Source organism: Tepidimonas thermarum (genome assembly GCF_007556705.1).
GTDB classification, from domain to species: Bacteria; Pseudomonadota; Gammaproteobacteria; order Burkholderiales; family Burkholderiaceae_C; genus Tepidimonas; species Tepidimonas thermarum.
In genome coordinates this window covers 1-17,153 of record NZ_VJOL01000031.1, presented here as the reverse complement: position 1 = coordinate 17,153, position 17,153 = coordinate 1, and the positions used below count along the sequence as shown (strand labels likewise).

Genomic DNA, 17,153 nt, shown 5'->3' with positions numbered 1-17,153 from the left:
GAGAGGGTTCATGCTGCACCGGCTGCTTTCCCATGACCTGCCGCGCAGTCGCTGGTTGGCGCTGGCGTTGGTGCTCATCGTGGTGGCTCTGCTGGCGGTGCCGTTCGCGCTGCCCGGCAGCAAGTCACTCAATGTTGCGGCCAAGATCCTGATCTTTGTGGTGCTGGTCGCAAGCTACGACCTGCTGTTGGGCTACACGGGCATCGTGAGTTTTGCTCACACCATGTTCTTCGGCATCGGTGCTTACGGGGTGGCGATTGCGTCCACCCGCATGGGTGAGGGCTGGGCGGCGCTGGGCACGGGTGTCGTGCTGGCGCTGCTGCTGTCGCTGTTGTTGTCGCTGGTTATCGGTCTGTTCAGTCTGCGTGTGCGCGCCATTTTTTATGCCATGGTGACACTGGCCGTGGCCTCGGCTTTTCAGACCTTGGCATCCCAGCTGTCCGCCTGGACCGGCGGCGAGGATGGACTGACCTTTCGCCTGCCAGAGGTCTTGAGTCCGAGCTTCGAACCGTTCGAGGAGGAGGTGCTGGGTGTGCTCATCGACGGGCGGCTCATCACCTACTACGGTTTGTGTGTGCTCACCGCTGTGTTGGTGTTGGTGATGCTGCGCATCGTCAACTCGCCTTTTGGCCGGGTTTTGCAAGCGATCCGTGAAAACGACTTCCGCGCGGAGGCTATCGGCTACCGCACCGTGGTGTACCGCACGCTGGGCAACGTGTTGTCCGCGCTGTTTGCCACGCTGGCCGGGGTGATGCTGGCCGTTTGGCTGCGCTACAACGGCCCGGACACCTCGTTGAGCTTCGAAATCATGCTCGACGTCCTGCTGATCGTCGTCATTGGAGGCATGGGCACCCTCTACGGTGCGGTCATTGGCAGCGCGGTGTTCGTGCTGGCGCAGAACTACCTCCAGGACCTCATGAAGCTTGCCGCAGGTGGCGTCGAAGGCGTGCCGGTGCTGTCGCAGCTCGTGGCACCGGATCGCTGGTTGCTGTGGTTGGGCGTGTTGTTCGTGGTGTGTGTCTATCGCTTTCCCAACGGCATCGTCGGCTGGCTGCGTGAGCGCGCGGCGCATTCCCGACCCCATCCGGAGACTTCGGCATGAGCGCTGTACCCGAATCCGCCGCCATGGCTGCGCCACGTTCACGCTACCTCAGGTGCGAGGGGCGAGAAATCCACTTCATGGATTGGGGGCCGGAGGGCGCACCCGTGGTGGTGGCGTGGCACGGGCTGGCGCGTACCGGCCGCGACATGGACGACCTGGCCGCTTGGCTGAGCCCGCGCTATCGTGTGCTCTGTCCGGACACGATTGGCCGTGGCCTGAGCCAGTGGAGCCCGCTGCCGCAGACGGAGTATTGCTTGGCGTTTTACGCCCGGCTGGCGACGTCGTTGCTCGATCAACTCGGCGTCGATCGCGTCCACTGGGTCGGCACCTCGATGGGCGGGGCGCTGGGCATGCTCTGTGCGGCGGGGCCGCTGCGCGGGCGCATTCGGCGCCTTGTCCTCAACGACATTGGGCCCGCTTTGGCGCCGGCAGCGGTGCAGCGCATTCGGGCCTACGCCGGCAATCCACCCGCGTTCGATACCGTTTCTGAGCTCGAGGCCTATTTCCGAACGGTGTATCACCCCTACGGCTATTTGTCCGATGTCCAGTGGCGACGCCTGACCGAGTCGTCGGTGCGTCGCTTGCCCGACGGCCGCGTGACGCCGCACTACGACCCGGCGATGGTGCAACAATTCATTCACCACCCGCATGACTACGACTTGTGGCCGGTGTATGACAGCCTGGACATCCCGGTGCTTTGCCTGCGCGGCGCGGATTCGGATTTGCTGCTGCCCGAGACGGCCGAAGCCATGCGCGACCGCGGCCCTCGCGCCGTGGTGGTGACGGTGGCGGGCTGCGGTCACGCGCCAGCACTGAATGTGCCGGAGCAGCTGAGTCTGGTGCAGCGTTTTCTCGAAGAGCGCCAGTGAACACCCGGTGACAGCGTTGGTGCGTTGGTGGCCTGGCGCCTGATCGCGCCTATTGGGCAGCCCCCAGCGCCAACGCACGCTGGCGGCTGGCCGCGCCGGCGGCGGCGTCGGGCGCGGTGCGCGTGGGCCAGCCGGCCAGGTGCTGCTCGGCGATGTCCGTGAGGGCGCGCAGCCAGGCGGCGTCGTCGTTGAGGCAGGGGATGTAATGGAATGCGCGGCCGCCCGCGCCCAAAAACGCGGCGCGCGCCTCCTGATCGATCTCCTCCAGGGTTTCGATGCAATCGCCGGTAAAGCCGGGGCAGATCACGTCCACGCGTTCCACACCCTGGCGCGCCAGCTGCACCAGCGTGGGCTCGGTGTAGGGTTCGAGCCACTTGGCTTTGCCAAAGCGGGACTGGAACGTCACCGTGTACTGCTCACCCTCGATGCCCAACGCCTCGGCCAGCAAGCGCGCGGTCTTGTGGCATTCGCAGTGGTAGGGGTCGCCACGCTGCAGCGTGTGCGCGGGCATGCCGTGAAAGCTCATCACCAGCCGTTGCGGCTGGCCGTGCTGGGCCCAGTGCGCCCGCACGCGGGCCGCCAGCGCGCCGATGTAGCCGGGGTCATCGTGGTAGTGGTTGACGAAACGCAGCTCGGGCACCCAGCGCGCACGCCCCGCCCAGGCATAGACCGCATCGAAGACGCTGGCGGTGGTGGCGGCGCAGTATTGGGGGTAGGCCGGCAGGATCAGGATGCGGGTGCAGCCCGCCGCCTTGAGGGCATCGAGCTCGCGCGCCACCGACGGCTCGCCATAGCGCATGGCCCAGCGCACGATCACGTGGTGGCCGCGCTCGCCCAGCATGCCCTGCAGGTATTTCGCCTGCCGCTCGGTCCAGACTTTCAGGGGTGAGCCTTCCGGTGTCCAAATGGTGGCGTATTTGGCCGCCGATTTGGCGGGCCGGACGTTCAGAATGATGCCGTGCAAGATGGGCCACCACAGGGCGCGCGGCAGTTCCACCACGCGCGGGTCACCCAGGAACTGCGCCAAATAGCGTCGCAGCGCCGACGATGTGGGCGCTGCTGGGGTGCCCAGGTTGACCCACAGGATACCCGTGCGGGCGGCTTGGCCATGGGTGTAAGGGGGTTCGGCTCGCATCGTCATGCGCTATTGTTGCGCGTCATGAAGGCTTGCGCAGGCGTGGGCGCCTTGACCCTGGATTTGGATGACACCTTGTGGCCGATGCGCCCGACCATCGAGCGCGCCGAGGCCACCTTGCAGTCGTGGCTGGTGCAGCACGCCCCCAACACCGCGGCACGGTTGTGCGACCGCGACTGGGCGCGTGCGGTGCGCGCCGGGGTCCAGCGCGACCACCCCGACCGCCACCACGACCTGAGTTTTTTGCGCCGCGAGGCGATTCGGGTCGCCCTGCAGGCGTGTGGCGACGATCCGGCATTGGCCGACCCGGCGTTCGAGGTGTTCTACGCCGAGCGCCAGCGCGTCGAGCTCTACCCGGACGTGCTGCCGGCCCTGGAGCGGCTGGCATCCCGCTGGCGGCTGGTTGCGGTCACCAACGGCAACGCCGATGTCGAGCGCGTGGGGCTGGGGCGCTGGTTCGTGGCGCAGGTGAGCGCGCGCGAGGCCGGGGTGGCCAAGCCCCACCCGCGCATCTACCACCAGGCGGCGCACGCCGCTGGTGTGGCGCCGCAGGACGTGTTGCATGTGGGCGACGACCCGCTGCTGGACGTGGTGGCGGCGCGCCGCGCCGGGTTGCAGACGGCGTGGGTCAACCGCCACGGTCTGGATTGGACGTTTGCCCTGCAGGCGCCTGCCCCACGGGGCGATCTGGCGCGTGCCCTGCACACGCAGGGTGTGCAGCCGCAGGGACACGAGGCGCCGCATCTGCAAGTGCCGGATCTGCAGGCCCTGTGCGAGCGTTTGTTGGCGTCGTGAAGGCGACGTGCGGCGTCTGCGGCCCCGACTATGATGGCGCCATCACCCTGGGGGCGACGGCGCGCGGCCACGGCCACCCCCGGCAAAAATCCCGGAAAGGACCACGATGGCATTGACGATCCATGGCATTTTTGCCTCGCGGGCGGTGCGGCCCCTGTGGACCGCGCAAGAGCTGGGCGTGCCGTTCGAGCACGTGCCCACGCCGTACCAGGGCGGGGCGACGCGCACCACCGAGTTTTTGGCGCTCAACCCCAACGGTCACATTCCGGTCCTGGTCGATGAGCGCCCCGAGGGCCGCGTGGTGGTCTGGGAGTCGATGGCCTGCGCGCTGTATCTGGCGCGCCACCACGGTCGCGGCGACGGGCACGACATCGCGCCGGCCAACCCGGCCGAGGATGCCGAGGCGCTGCGCTGGGCCTTTTGGGCCGTGACCGAGCTCGAAGCGGACGCCTTGTGCGTGCTGATGCACCGGCTGGGTCTGCCGCCGCAGCGGCGTGACCCCGACAAGCTGGCGGCGGCCGAGCAGCGCTTGCGCGTCCCGTTGCGCGTGCTGGAGGACCACCTGGCCGCGCGGGCCGCACAGGGGCATGCCTATCTGGCAGCGGCGCGCTTTACGGTGGCCGATGTGTGCGTGGCCTGTGTGGCCAACTGGGCGCGCCCGTCGCATGACCTGATGCAGGCGTTTCCGCGCGTGCACGACTGGTTGCAGCGCTGCCACGCGCGCCCGGCCTACCTCGCGCTCAAAGAAGCGGCGCGCCGCTGAGCGGCTCCAGGGCCGCCACCGCCGCCACACCACTGCGCACGGCGCCTTCCAGCGTGGCGGGATAGGGGCCGTCGATGGCGTCGCCCGCGGCCACCAGACCGGGGGCGATGGCCTGCGGCGGGCGGCGCAGGGCCGGCGTGCAGGCAAAGGTGGCGCGCTTTTCCAGCACGGTTTGCAGCACCTGAGCCCCCTGCAGCCGCAACTGCTTGGCGGCCTGGGCGCGCACCGCAGCGGTCAGCGCCTGCCGGTCGGCGGCCAGCGCCGGGTCGGGCGCGCTGACGACGAAGGCCAAGCAGGTGCCGGCGTCCGTTTCACGGCGGAATACGAACTCCGCAGGTGCCCACACGGGGTGGGCGCGCAGGGCGAGCAGGGGGCCAGGGCCCGACCAACGCCACGTGGACGGCGGCACCAGGTACACGGTGGCGATGGCCATCGGCTCCAAACCACGCGCGCACTCGATCCAGGCGCGCACGTGCTCGTCGTCGGCGGCCGGTGGCAGCGTTTGCAGCAGACGCGCCGACACCTGCGCTGGCGTGGCCAGCACCACCGCGTCGGCGCCCAGCGTTTGCCCATCCGCCAGTCCCACCCGCCAGCCGTCCCCGGCCGCCCGCTCCAGCGCCACGGCACGGGCGCCGGTGAGCAGCCGCGCACCGCTGCGCTGCAGCATGGCCACCGCCGCATCGGGCAACAGCCGGCCCAGGTCCACCCGCGGCACCAGCAGGTCGCTGGGTGCATACGGCGGCATGGCTGCCCCGCGCAGCGCGTCGCGCAGCACGCGCAGGAACACCGCGCCGCTGGCCGTGGTGACCGGGGTGTTCAAGGCCGCCACGCACAGCGGCTCGATCCAGTCCGCCACCACACGCGCGGGCAGCCCCGCGCACAGGTCGGCGACGGTGGCCTGTGGCGCGCAGGCAAAGCCGGCGCGCTGCCAGCGGGCCGCCACGCGCAGGGCAGCCAGCCGGTCGCGCACGCGCCACCCGGGTACCGTCAGCAACCCCGCCGCCAGCGCCAGCGGCATCAGCCGCGCTGGCAGCCGCTGCGCCCAGCGTGGCAGGGCCAGGCCGTCGCCGTCCGGGTAGGGCAGGGCCAGTGGCAGCCGCTGCAGCGTGCCCCCCAGGTCCACCCCCAGCCGTTGCAGCAAACGCAGCGTGGCCGTGTAGGCCCCGATGAGGATGTGCTGGCCGTTGTCCAGCGTCCAAGGCGTTGCGTTGCGGTCGGTCACGCACAGCCGGCGCGCCCGCCCGCCCCAGTGACGCGCGGCCTCGATCACCGTCACCTCCCAGCCGGCGTCGCAGGCCGATACGGCGGCCGCCAGCCCAGCCCAGCCACCGCCCACCACGAGCAGCGTGCGGCGCGACGCCACCGTCACAGCCGACCCAGGGCCTGGACCTTCCAGGCCAGCCAGAACTTGCGCAGGGGCGTCAGGCCCACGCGCCGCGTCAGCACTAGTGCCGGGTCGGGCGCGATTTCGCGCAGCAGCGTGCGGTAGATGCTTGCCATCATCAGCCCGGGCTTTTGGGTGCGCCGATCGGCTGCCGGCAGCAGGGCAATCGCCTCATCGTAAATGGCCAGTGCGCGCTCGATTTGAAAGCGCATCAGCGCCGCGAAGCGGTGCCCAAAGTCGGGGCCCGCGCCCACGCCGCGCTTGAGCAGCTCGTGCGCCCTGACGTCAAAGCGCTGCAGCTCGTCGATGGGCAGATAGATGCGCCCGCGCAACGCATCCTCCCCCACGTCGCGGATGATGTTGGTGAGCTGAAACGCCAGGCCCAGCCGGTGGGCGTAGGCGGTGGTTTGCGCCTGCGTCTGGCCAAAAATGCGCGCGGCCACCTCGCCCACCACCCCCGCGACCAGGTGGCAGTAGCGCTGCAGGCCGGCAAAGTCCAGGTAGCGGCTTTGCTGCAGGTCCATGGCGCAGCCGTCGATGATGTGCAGCAGCGGCTCGGCGCTCAAACCGAATGGCCCGATGTGCGGCTGCAGGGCGATGAGGGCCGGATGCTCCGGCGGCACCTGACCGCCAAAGGTGCGCACGACCTGTTGGCGCCACCAGTCCAGCTTGGCGTGCGCCACGCCCGGGTCGCGCACCTCGTCCACGACATCGTCGATTTCGCGGCAAAAGGCGTAAAACGCCGTGATCGCCGCGCGGCGTTGCGGCGGCAGGAACAAAAAAGCGTAATAAAAGCTGCTGCCCGAGGCGGCGGCGCGCTCCTGCGCATAGGCTTGCGCTTGTGCCAGGGCCGTGGTCGGGGTCATTGGGGCACCTTGGTGGCGCGCATCGGCGTGGTGGCGGGCACGCGCGCCGCGCGGTGGCGCAGCGCCCGCCCCAGGATCACGAGGGCGTCGCGCCCGCCCAGGCGGGGGCGGTGCGTGCGGGTGTGGCCGTGCAGCGCCTCGATGCGCTCGAGCACGCGCAGCCCGCCCTGCAGGGTCAGCCGCAGCTCCCAGCCCAGGCGCGCGCCCAGGCGGCCCGGCAAGGCCCAGCCTTGTTGCAGGTGCTGGCGGGCGAGCTGGCAGCCTTCGAGCACCAGCGGCGCCAGCGCCGACTCCGGGACCGTGCGCAGGTCGGCCTCGAGCGCCAAGCCATGCCGACGGCGTGCCGCATCGGTTACGTAGCAGCGCCCGCGGGCCAGATCCTGCCCGAGGTCTTGCCACAAGTTGATCAGTTGCAGCGCCGTGCAGATGGCGTCACTTTCCCGCAGGGCTTGCGCGTCGCGCACACCGGCCAAGTGCAGCAGCAAACGGCCGATCGGGTTGGCCGAGCGCGCGCAGTAGTCCAGCAGCTCGGCTTCGTCGCGGTAGCGCCGGCCCGCGGCGCTCCAGCGCACATCCTGCTCAAAAGCGTCCAGCAGGGCCTCCAAGGGGGATAGCGGCAGGTCGTGCGCACGCCGCGCGGCGTCCAAGGCCGCGAGCATGGGCCGCCAGGCCGCGGGCACGGTGTCGGGCTCGCCGCGCGCGTGCCACAGATCCTGCACCGCGTGGCGCAGGGCGGCCAGCGCCGCCAGCCGCGCCTCGGCAGCCGTGTCACCCTCGTCGGCCAGGTCGTCCGCGGTGCGCGCAAAGTGGTACAGCGCCACGACAGCCGGGCGCCACCGCCCGGGACACACGATCGAGGCGACGGGAAAGTTTTCGTAGTGATCGACGCGGCGGGCCAGCGACATGGTGCGATGTTGCCACAGCCCCGCGCCTGCGGCGGCGGTGCTGGTTTATCCCAGTCCGTGGCGCGGGGCCCTGCGCTATGATGCATGGCCATAGGAAAGCGTGCTGGCACCCCACGCCGCGCACCGCCCGCTACAACACCAACAACACGATCGGGAGTCCATGGGTCAGGTCCTGGAGCACTTGGAGCAACTCGCGCGTTTGACGCGCGGGCGCGATCGCGACAGCATGGACGCCACCCTGGTGGAGGTGCTGCTGCCGCTGCTGGACGCCCGCTGCGTCGTGCTCTGGGAAGCCGTGCCGGAGGACGCTGGTGAGCGGCTGCTCACACGCGCGCGGCTCGAGCGGGGCATGACGGTGCCGCAATCGTCGCCGCCGTGGGTGTCGCTGAGCGATTTGCCGCGCGTTGATGACGATCCGGTGCGGGTGCAGGCATGGCTGGCGCGCCAGACGCGCGTGGTGGCCGACGGTGCCATGCACCGGGTGCTCGTGCCGCTGATCACGGAGTCCGACCGGCGGCTGCTCATCGAAGCGGTGCTCGAGCGCGCACCCGATGTGCACGCGGTGCGCGTGGTCGAGGGCGTGGCGCGCATTTTCGAGAACTTCATCAACCTGCTCGAATCGAGCGAGCGCGACACGCTGACCGGCTTGCTCAACCGCAAGTCGTTCGACGATACCTTCTACAAAATCACGCGGCGCACGCCGGTGCTGCCGGATGCCGATGGTGGCCAGCGCCAAGGACAGGAGGCGGCGCAGCACTGGCTGGGCGTGGTCGATGTCGACCACTTCAAGTCCGTCAACGACCGCTTTGGCCACCTCATCGGCGACGAGGTGCTGCTGCTGATGGCGCGCATCCTGCGCAGCACGTTCCGGCACGACGATCGCCTCTACCGCTTCGGCGGCGAGGAGTTCGTGGTGCTGGTGCGCGCCGCCGACAGCGCGGCGGCGGCCGGCGTCTTCGAGCGGCTGCGGCGCAATGTCGAGCAGTACCCGTTTCCGCAGGTCGGGCGTATCACGGTCAGCGTTGGCTACACCGCGGTGCGCGAGCACGACACGCCCTCCGACGCCTTCGAGCGCGCCGACCGCGCGGTGTACCTGGCCAAGGCCGAGGGGCGCAACACGGTGCGCTGCTACGAGACCCACGTTCAGCTTGGCGAGCCGACGCCGCAACGCGGCTCCGACGGCGACATCGAGCTGTTTTGACGTGCTTGCCGCTACAATCGCGCCCTTGCCGTGTGGGCGTCGCCCACGCCGGCGCGCGGGTGGCGAAATTGGTAGACGCACCAGGTTTAGGTCCTGACGCCAGCGATGGCGTGGGGGTTCGAGTCCCCCCCCGCGCACCAGCCGGGTCGCCCGATCCGGTCCGCTTGACCACTGCCCCATGATGGACTGGAGCGCCCTCGAATGGCACCGTCTTGGTACGGTGATCGTCTTTGCCGTCGTCTACCTGGGCATGTTTTTGGGTGGGCTGCCGCGCTTGCGGCTGGACCGCACGGGGGTGGCGGTGCTCGGGGCGATTGCCATGATCGCGGTCAACGGCTGGTCCGTGGCGCAGGCCGCCGCGGCCATCGATTTGCCCACCATCGTGCTGTTGTTTGCCTTCATGCTGGTGTCGGCGCAGATGCGTCTGGGCGGTTTTTACACCGCCGTCACGCGCGCCGTGGGCGGCTGGCCGCTGCCCGCCACGGTCCTCATGGGGGCGTTGCTGGGGGTGGTTGCGCTGCTGTCGGCGGTCTTTTCCAACGACGTGGTGTGCCTGGCGGCCACGCCGGTGGTCGCGCGCATCGTGCGCCAGCGCGGCTGGGACCCGGTGCCGTGGCTGGTTGCGCTGGCGTGCGCCGCCAACATCGGCTCGGCGGCCACGCTGATCGGCAATCCGCAAAACATGCTGGTGGGCTCGGTCATGGGGGTGCCATTTGGCGCGTATCTGCAGGCGGCGCTGCCACCGGTGGTGCTGGCGCTGGCGGCGCTGTGGGCCTGGATGGCGTGGCAGGTGCGCGGGTGCACGGGATCGTCAGCGGCACCCCCGCACCTGAGCGACCTGGATGCCCCGGCGTTCGACGCCTGGCAGTCCACCAAAGGGCTGCTTGCCGCCGGTGGGCTGCTGGCGGTGTTTTTGTTGACCGATTGGCCGCGCGAGGTCGCCGCGCTCGTGGCCGCGGGCGTCCTGCTGCTGAGCCGGCGGCTGCACTCGTCGCAGGTCATGGGCTTGGTCGACTGGCCCTTGATCCTGCTCTTCGTCGGCCTGTTCATCGTCAACCACGGCTTTGAGGCAACGGGTTTGGCCGCGCAGGCCGTCGCGGCGCTGGCGCAGCAGGGCGTGACGTTGGCCGATCCGCTGGTGCTGGCCGTGGCGGGGGTGACGCTGTCCAACCTCGTCTCCAACGTGCCGGCGGTGATGCTGCTCCTGCCGCACCTGAGCGACCACACCCAGGCGGTGACGCTGGCGCTGGTGAGCACCTACGCCGGCAACCTGCTGCTCGTGGGGTCGATCGCCAACCTGATCGTGGCCGACCAGGCGGCGCGCGACGGCATCGTCATCGACTGGCGCCGCCACGCCGCCATTGGTGTGCCAGCCACCGTGCTGAGCCTGTTGACGTGGTGGGGCTGGCAGGCGTTGGCGGCTGGCGCCGGGCGGTAGCCGCCAACGCGCCTTCGCGCCTGCCAAAGACAGGGCGCCACGGCCGTTTGGGCGGCGGTAGGGCTTGGTTACAATCCAAGGTTTGCCCCGCCTGGCGCGGCTGGGTGGGCCATACCAGCGCGGTGGCGCCGTCGGTCGCGGCCAGCCGGAGCCGAACATTCCTGGATTTGTCCTGCGGGCAGGTCCGTCTACGATACTCAGGAGCATTTCATGGCAGTCAATGTCGAAACCCTGGACAAGCTCGAGCGCAAGATCACGCTCGAGTTGCCGCTCGAGGCGATCCAGAAAGAGGTCGATGCGCGCCTCAAGCGTCTGCAGCGCCAGGTCAAGCTCGACGGCTTCCGGCCGGGCAAGGTGCCGCTGTCGGTCGTCGCGCAGCGCTACGGCTACTCGGTGCAGTACGAGGTCATGAACGACCAGGTCGGTCAGGCCTTCAACGCCGCGGTGGCCGAGGCCCAGTTGCGCGTGGCCGGGCAGCCGCGCATCACCGAGAAGGACGGCGCCCCCGAGGGCGTGGTGGCCTTCGAGGCGGTGTTCGAGGTGTTCCCGGAGGTCAAGATCGGTGACCTGTCGGCGGTCGAACTGGACAAGCTCCACGCCGAGGTGGACGAGGCCGCCATCGAGCGCACCATCGAGATCCTGCGCAAGCAGCGCCGCACGTTCACGCCGCGTGCCGAGGGGGAAGCCGCCCAAAACGGCGACCGCGTCACCATCGACTTCGAAGGCAAGATCGACGGCGAGCCGTTCCAGGGCGGCAAGGCCGACGACTTCAGCTTCGTGCTGGGCGATGGCCAGATGCTCAAGGAGTTCGAAGACGCCGTGCTGGGCATGAAGGTGGGCGAGTCCAAGACCTTCCCGCTGGCCTTCCCCGAGGATTACCACGGCAAGGAAGTCGCCGGCAAGACGGCGGATTTCCTGGTCACGCTCAAGAAGATCGAGCAGCAGCACCTGCCCGAGGTCGATGAGGCGTTCGTCAAGTCGCTGGGCATCGAAGCCGGCACGCTCGAGGCCCTGCGCGAGGACATCCGCCGCAACTTGGAGCGCGAGGTCAAGTTCCGCCTGCAGGCGCGCAACAAAACCGCGGCCCTGGAGGCGCTGGCGTCGGTCGCCGAGCTCGACCTTCCCAAGGCGGCCATCGAGGCCGAGATCGACCGCCTTGTCGAGGGCGCGCGTCAGGACCTCAAGCAGCGCGGCATCAAGGACGCGGACAAGGCGCCGATTCCGCGCGAGCTGTTCCAGGCGCAGGCCGAGCGCCGCGTACGCCTGGGCCTGGTCGTGGCCGAGCTGATCAAGGCCAACGATCTGCGCGCCACCGAGGAGCAGATCGACGCCCATCTGCGCGAGCTGGCGGCCTCCTACGAATACCCGGAGGAAGTCGTGCGCTGGTACAAGTCCAACCCCGAGCGCCTGTCGGAGATCGAGGCCATCGTGCTCGAAAACAACGTGGCCGACTTCATCTTTGGCAAGGCCAAGGTCACGCCCAAGACCATCGCGTTTGCCGAGCTGATGGGCCAGGGCTGATGGCGGCGTGCGCGGTCGCTGCAGACGACCGCGCAGCCCCACGCGAGCGAAGGGCGGACGCGGTCCGCCCTTTTTGCTGGGGCGCCGTCGCAACCGCCGCCAAACGGTTACAGTAAGCTTTGCATCACACCAACGATTTCGGAGCTGACGACGCATGAGCGCACTGGACGCACAAAACCTCGGCCTGATCCCCATGGTCATCGAACAATCGGGACGGGGCGAGCGGGCCTACGACATCTACTCGCGCCTGCTCAAGGAGCGGGTCGTGTTCCTGGTCGGCCCGGTCACGGACCAGTCGGCCAACCTCGTGGTCGCGCAGTTGTTGTTTTTGGAGAGCGAGAACCCCGACAAGGACATCTCGTTCTACATCAACTCGCCGGGCGGCTCGGTCAGCGCCGGCATGGCGATCTTCGACACGATGAACTTCATCAAGCCCGACGTCTCCACCCTGTGCGTGGGCATGGCCGCCAGCATGGGCGCGTTCCTGCTGGCCGCAGGCGCCAAGGGCAAGCGCTTTGCCCTGCCCAATTCGCGCGTCATGATCCACCAGCCGCTGGGTGGCGCGCAGGGGCAGGCCACCGACATCGAAATCCATGCGCGCGAGATCCTGCGTCTGCGTGCCGACCTCAACCGCATTCTGAGCGAGCGCACCGGCCAGCCGCTGGAGAAGATCGAGCGCGACACCGAGCGCGACTACTTCATGTCCGCGGCCGAGGCGGCCGAGTACGGGCTGGTGGACAAAGTCATCGACAAGCGCGCCTGATCGGCGCCCCTACGTTCTGATACCCTAGGCGCAACACCCCATGGCCGACAAAAAAGGCAGCCGCGACAAAACCCTGTACTGCTCGTTTTGCGGCAAGAGCCAGCACGAGGTGAAAAAACTCATCGCAGGCCCCTCGGTGTTCATCTGCGACGAGTGCATCGACCTGTGCAACGACATCATCCGCGATGAACTGCCCGCATCCGAGCTCGGTGGCGGCAGCCAAGCGGACGCGCTGCCCACGCCGGCGCAGCTCAAGGAGCACCTGGACCAGTACGTGATCGGCCAGGAAACCGCCAAGAAAACCCTGGCGGTGGCGGTCTACAACCACTACAAGCGGCTGCGCCACAACGAGGCGGTGCGCAAAAGCGGGGTCGAGCTGGCCAAGAGCAACATCCTGCTCATCGGGCCCACCGGGTCGGGTAAAACCCTGCTGGCCTCCACGCTGGCGCGCAAGCTCGACGTGCCGTTCGTGATGGCCGACGCCACCACGCTGACCGAAGCCGGCTACGTCGGCGAGGACGTCGAAAACATCATCGCCAAGCTGCTGCAAACCTGCGACTACGACGTGCAAAAGGCGCAGCGCGGCATCGTCTACATCGACGAGATCGACAAGATCACCCGCAAGTCGGAAAACCCCTCGATCACGCGCGACGTATCCGGCGAAGGGGTGCAGCAGGCGCTGCTCAAGCTCATCGAAGGCACGGTGGCGAGCGTGCCGCCGCAGGGGGGGCGCAAGCACCCCAACCAGGACATGCTGCAGGTGGACACGACCAACATCCTGTTCATTTGCGGCGGCGCCTTCGCCGGGCTGGAAAAAATCATCGAGCAACGCACCGAGGCGTCGGGCATCGGCTTTGGCGCGGCGGTGCGCAGCAAGCGTGAGCGCCCTGTGACCGAGTTGTTTGCGCGGGTCGAACCCGATGACTTGGTGCGCTATGGCCTGATTCCGGAGCTGGTGGGGCGCTTGCCGGTGGTCACGGCCCTGGCCGAGCTGACCGAAGACGCGCTGGTGGACATTCTGACCGTGCCCAAAAACGCGGTGGTCAAGCAGTTTGCCGAACTGTTTGCCATGGAAGGGGTCGAGTTGGAAGTGCGTCCGGCCGCGCTGCGGGCGATCGCGCGCAAGGCGTTGCAGCGCAAAACCGGCGCGCGCGGACTGCGCTCGATCCTGGAGCAGGCGCTGATGGACACCATGTTCGAGCTGCCCAGCCTGCGCGATGTCGAGCGCGTGGTCGTGGAAGAGAGCACCATCACCGAGGGCAAAGCGCCCTTGCTCGTCTACCGCGAGGCGGCCAAGCAGGCCTGAGCGCGCCTGGCCGCCCACCCGGGGCGGCGCGCTTGAAGTCCGGCGGCGCTGCCCCCACCTGAGTGTGAGAAAGGAAACCCCAATGTCCGGACAGCCCCCGCTTCCCCCTCAGCCCGTCGAGCTGCCGCTGCTGCCGCTGCGCGACGTGGTCGTGTTCCCGCACATGGTCATCCCGCTGTTCGTGGGCCGGCCCAAGAGCATCAAGGCGCTCGAAGCGGCCATGGCCCACGAGCGGCGCATCGTGTTGGTGGCGCAAAAGACCGCCGCCAAGGACGAGCCCCAGCCCAACGACCTGTTCGAGATGGGCTGCGTGGCCAGCATCCTGCAAATGCTCAAACTGCCCGACGGCACGGTCAAGGTGCTGGTCGAAGGCGTGCAGCGCGCCAAGGTGCTGCAGGTGGACGATGGCGAGACGCATTTTTCCGCCAACGTCATGCCGGTGGACGCCGAGGCCGAGCGGCGCGACGCCGACCCCACCGAGGTCGAGGCGCTGCGCCGCGCCGTCATGCAGCAGTTCGACCAGTACGTCAAGCTCAACAAGAAGATCCCGGCCGAGATCCTGACCTCGATCGCCAGCATCGACGATCCGGGGCGGCTGGCCGACACCATCGCGGCGCATTTGCCGCTCAAGCTCGAGGCCAAGCAAAGCGTGCTCGACCTGGAGCAGCTCGTGGCCCGGCTGGAAAACCTGTTTGCGCAGCTGGAAGCCGAGGTCGAAATCCTCAACGTCGATCGGCGCATCCGCGGCCGCGTCAAGCGGCAGATGGAGAAGAACCAGCGCGAGTTCTACCTCAACGAGCAGGTCAAGGCGATCCAAAAGGAGCTGGGCGAAGGCGAAGAGGGCGCCGACCTCGAGGAGCTGGAAAAGAAAATCAAGGCCGCGCGCATGCCCAAGGAGGCGCGCAAAAAGGCCGAAAGCGAGCTCAAGAAGCTGCGCCTGATGTCGCCCATGTCGGCCGAAGCCACCGTGGTGCGCAACTACATCGACGTGCTGGTCAACCTGCCGTGGAGCAAGAAGACCAAGGTGCGCCACGATTTGGCCTACGCCGAAGAGGTGCTCAACGCCGACCACCACGGGCTGGAGAAGGTCAAGGAGCGCATCCTGGAGTACCTAGCCGTGCAGCAGCGCGTCGACAAGGTCAAGGCGCCCATTTTGTGCCTGGTCGGCCCGCCGGGAGTGGGCAAAACCTCGCTCGGCCAGTCCATCGCCAAGGCCACCGGCCGCAAATACGTGCGCATGGCACTGGGTGGCATGCGCGACGAGGCCGAAATCCGGGGCCACCGCCGCACCTACATCGGCGCGCTGCCCGGCAAGGTGTTGCAAAACCTGACCAAGGTCGGGGTGCGCAACCCGTTGTTCCTGCTCGATGAAATCGACAAGCTGGGCATGGACTTCCGGGGCGATCCCGCTTCGGCGCTGCTGGAAGTGCTCGATCCCGAGCAAAACCACACCTTCCAGGACCACTACGTCGAGTTGGACTTCGACCTGTCGGACGTGATGTTCGTGGCGACCTCCAACTCGCTCAACATCCCGCCGGCGCTGCTCGACCGCATGGAGGTGATCCGGCTGTCGGGCTACACCGAGGACGAAAAGGTCGCCATCGCGCTGCGCTACCTGCTGCCCAAGCAGCGCGCCAACAACGGCGTCAAGGACGACGAGCTCGAGGTGACCGAGGCTGCCGTGCGCGACATCGTGCGCTACTACACGCGCGAGGCAGGCGTGCGCGCGCTGGAGCGCGAAATCTCGCGCATCTGCCGCAAGGTGGTCAAAGGGCTGCTGCTGGGCAAGATGACCAAGCCCGTGGTGGTCACACCGGACAACCTGGCCGAATTTTTGGGCGTGCGCAAATACACCTATGGCCGTGCCGAGCAGCAAAACCAGGTGGGGCAGGTCGTGGGGTTGGCGTGGACCGAAGTCGGCGGCGACCTGCTGACCATCGAAGCCGCGCTCATGCCAGGCAAGGGCAATGTCATTCGCACCGGCTCGCTGGGCGATGTGATGAAGGAGTCGGTCGAGGCGGCGCGCACCGTGGTGCGCAGCCGTGCGCGGCGCTTGGGGATTGCCGACGACCTGTTCGAGAAGAAGGACATCCACATCCACGTGCCCGATGGCGCCACGCCCAAGGACGGGCCGAGCGCCGGTATTGCCATGACCACGGCCATGGTGTCGGCGCTGACCGGCATCCCGGTGCGCGCCGATGTGGCCATGACCGGCGAGATCACGCTGCGCGGTGAGGTGACCGCCATCGGCGGTCTCAAGGAAAAGCTGCTGGCGGCGCTGCGCGGTGGCGTGCGCACGGTCATCATCCCCGAGGAAAACGTCAAGGACCTCGCCGAGATCCCGGACAACGTCAAACAGGGACTGGAGATCGTGCCGGTCAAGTGGATCGACCGCGTGCTGGAGCTGGCGCTGGAGCGCCTGCCCGAGCCCCTGCCGGAGGAGGTGCCGGTGGTCGAGCCCGCCGTGGCGGCGACGCAAGCCCCGCCGGCGGTCAAACACTGACGGCTGCAGGTGGCGGGCAGCACCTCGCGAAAGCCCGCCATTTTTTGGTGTAAAATAATGGCTTCAGACGATGCGACGGAAACGTTGCAAACCTCTGAAACCCTGCGGGAATAGCTCAGTTGGTAGAGCGCAACCTTGCCAAGGTTGAGGTCGCGAGTTCGAGACTCGTTTCCCGCTCCAGAATTCCAGGGGGTGGTACCCAGGGCGCAAGCCTTAGGTACCATTCGCCGGCGGTTGTCGGGTGGAACCAGACAAGGCGCGGTAGCAAAGCGGTTATGCACCGGATTGCAAATCCGAGTAGGTCGGTTCGACTCCGGCCCGCGCCTCCAGTCAGCGCGGCAAGGCAACTTGCCGCATAGGCGGGAATAGCTCAGTTGGTAGAGCGCAACCTTGCCAAGGTTGAGGTCGCGAGTTCGAGACTCGTTTCCCGCTCCAAACACGCAGCGGGCAAGTCGCAAGACTTGCCCGTTTTTTGTGTGCGCCCGGCACGGGCGCACTCTTGGAGGTGAAAGTCCTCCCGTAAGTTGATCACAGCGAACGAAGCGAAGCGCAACTGCAAGAGGGTGACCGATTGTGGGGAGGAAGCGTGGAGCGAAGCTGCG

At 68.1% G+C, this 17,153-nt stretch carries 14 protein-coding genes and 4 tRNA genes; 14 read left to right on the top strand and 4 right to left on the bottom strand.

The window, feature by feature from the left end; translation table 11 throughout:
- Nucleotides 1–10 precede the first annotated feature (10 nt).
- Both Tther_RS08510 and Tther_RS08505 read left to right on the top strand, forming a co-directional pair.
- The gene (locus Tther_RS08510) at nucleotides 11–1,102 is read left to right on the top strand and encodes a branched-chain amino acid ABC transporter permease (protein ID WP_143902876.1); all 1,092 of its coding nucleotides are present in this window, start codon (nucleotides 11–13) and stop codon (nucleotides 1,100–1,102) included.
- A complete protein-coding gene (locus Tther_RS08505; protein WP_246098970.1) occupies nucleotides 1,099–1,971 on the top strand; it encodes an alpha/beta fold hydrolase in 873 nt (290 codons plus the stop codon). The genes Tther_RS08510 and Tther_RS08505 overlap by 4 nt, the downstream gene beginning before the upstream one ends.
- Nucleotides 1,972–2,020: 49 nt before the next feature.
- Here Tther_RS08505 and hemH read toward each other — a convergent pair whose 3' ends face one another.
- The gene (gene hemH, locus Tther_RS08500; RefSeq protein ID WP_143902874.1) at nucleotides 2,021–3,112 is read right to left on the bottom strand and encodes a ferrochelatase; all 1,092 of its coding nucleotides are present in this window, start codon (nucleotides 3,110–3,112) and stop codon (nucleotides 2,021–2,023) included.
- 18 nt (nucleotides 3,113–3,130) lie between these two features.
- Between hemH and Tther_RS08495 the strand changes: the two genes are divergently transcribed.
- Both Tther_RS08495 and Tther_RS08490 read left to right on the top strand, forming a co-directional pair.
- Nucleotides 3,131–3,901, top strand: coding sequence for an HAD family hydrolase (locus Tther_RS08495; RefSeq protein WP_143902872.1), 771 nt, complete (start codon nucleotides 3,131–3,133; stop codon nucleotides 3,899–3,901).
- A gap of 106 nt (nucleotides 3,902–4,007) precedes the next feature.
- The gene (locus tag Tther_RS08490) at nucleotides 4,008–4,664 is read left to right on the top strand and encodes a glutathione S-transferase family protein (protein ID WP_143902870.1); all 657 of its coding nucleotides are present in this window, start codon (nucleotides 4,008–4,010) and stop codon (nucleotides 4,662–4,664) included.
- Here the strand turns inward: Tther_RS08490 and hpnE are convergent.
- From hpnE to hpnC, 3 genes are read right to left on the bottom strand one after another with little or no spacing between them, the layout of a single operon-like run.
- Complete coding sequence (gene hpnE, locus Tther_RS08485) at nucleotides 4,642–6,027, bottom strand: hydroxysqualene dehydroxylase HpnE (protein WP_221934010.1); 1,386 nt, start codon at nucleotides 6,025–6,027, stop codon at nucleotides 4,642–4,644. The two genes, Tther_RS08490 and hpnE, sit on opposite strands and share 23 nt — an antisense overlap.
- Before the next feature lie 2 nt (nucleotides 6,028–6,029).
- Nucleotides 6,030–6,914, bottom strand: coding sequence for a presqualene diphosphate synthase HpnD (gene hpnD / locus Tther_RS08480; RefSeq protein WP_143902866.1), 885 nt, complete (start codon nucleotides 6,912–6,914; stop codon nucleotides 6,030–6,032).
- The gene (hpnC, locus tag Tther_RS08475) at nucleotides 6,911–7,819 is read right to left on the bottom strand and encodes a squalene synthase HpnC (RefSeq protein ID WP_143902864.1); all 909 of its coding nucleotides are present in this window, start codon (nucleotides 7,817–7,819) and stop codon (nucleotides 6,911–6,913) included. The genes hpnD and hpnC overlap by 4 nt, the downstream gene beginning before the upstream one ends.
- A gap of 160 nt (nucleotides 7,820–7,979) precedes the next feature.
- Between hpnC and Tther_RS08470 the strand changes: the two genes are divergently transcribed.
- From Tther_RS08470 to Tther_RS08425, 10 genes are all read left to right on the top strand, one after another.
- Entirely contained in the window at nucleotides 7,980–9,020 is a 1,041-nt protein-coding gene (locus tag Tther_RS08470; protein ID WP_143902862.1) for a GGDEF domain-containing protein, read from the top strand.
- A 53-nt stretch (nucleotides 9,021–9,073) separates the two neighbouring features.
- A tRNA-Leu gene (locus tag Tther_RS08465) sits at nucleotides 9,074–9,160 on the top strand.
- A gap of 38 nt (nucleotides 9,161–9,198) precedes the next feature.
- Nucleotides 9,199–10,458, top strand: a complete 1,260-nt coding sequence (locus Tther_RS08460) for an SLC13 family permease (RefSeq protein WP_221934009.1) — start codon at nucleotides 9,199–9,201, stop codon at nucleotides 10,456–10,458.
- A 210-nt stretch (nucleotides 10,459–10,668) separates the two neighbouring features.
- Entirely contained in the window at nucleotides 10,669–11,979 is a 1,311-nt protein-coding gene (gene tig / locus Tther_RS08455) for a trigger factor (protein WP_143902859.1), read from the top strand.
- 154 nt (nucleotides 11,980–12,133) lie between these two features.
- Entirely contained in the window at nucleotides 12,134–12,742 is a 609-nt protein-coding gene (gene clpP / locus Tther_RS08450; protein ID WP_143902857.1) for an ATP-dependent Clp endopeptidase proteolytic subunit ClpP, read from the top strand.
- 40 nt (nucleotides 12,743–12,782) lie between these two features.
- Nucleotides 12,783–14,048, top strand: coding sequence for an ATP-dependent Clp protease ATP-binding subunit ClpX (clpX, locus tag Tther_RS08445; protein WP_143902855.1), 1,266 nt, complete (start codon nucleotides 12,783–12,785; stop codon nucleotides 14,046–14,048).
- Between the two features lie 82 nt (nucleotides 14,049–14,130).
- Nucleotides 14,131–16,551: an endopeptidase La gene (gene lon, locus Tther_RS08440; protein WP_143902853.1), complete on the top strand. Its 2,421-nt coding sequence runs from the start codon at nucleotides 14,131–14,133 to the stop codon at nucleotides 16,549–16,551.
- Between the two features lie 104 nt (nucleotides 16,552–16,655).
- A tRNA-Gly gene (locus Tther_RS08435) sits at nucleotides 16,656–16,731 on the top strand.
- A 75-nt stretch (nucleotides 16,732–16,806) separates the two neighbouring features.
- A tRNA-Cys gene (locus Tther_RS08430) sits at nucleotides 16,807–16,880 on the top strand.
- A 30-nt stretch (nucleotides 16,881–16,910) separates the two neighbouring features.
- Nucleotides 16,911–16,986, top strand: a tRNA-Gly gene (locus Tther_RS08425).
- Nucleotides 16,987–17,153 lie beyond the last annotated feature (167 nt).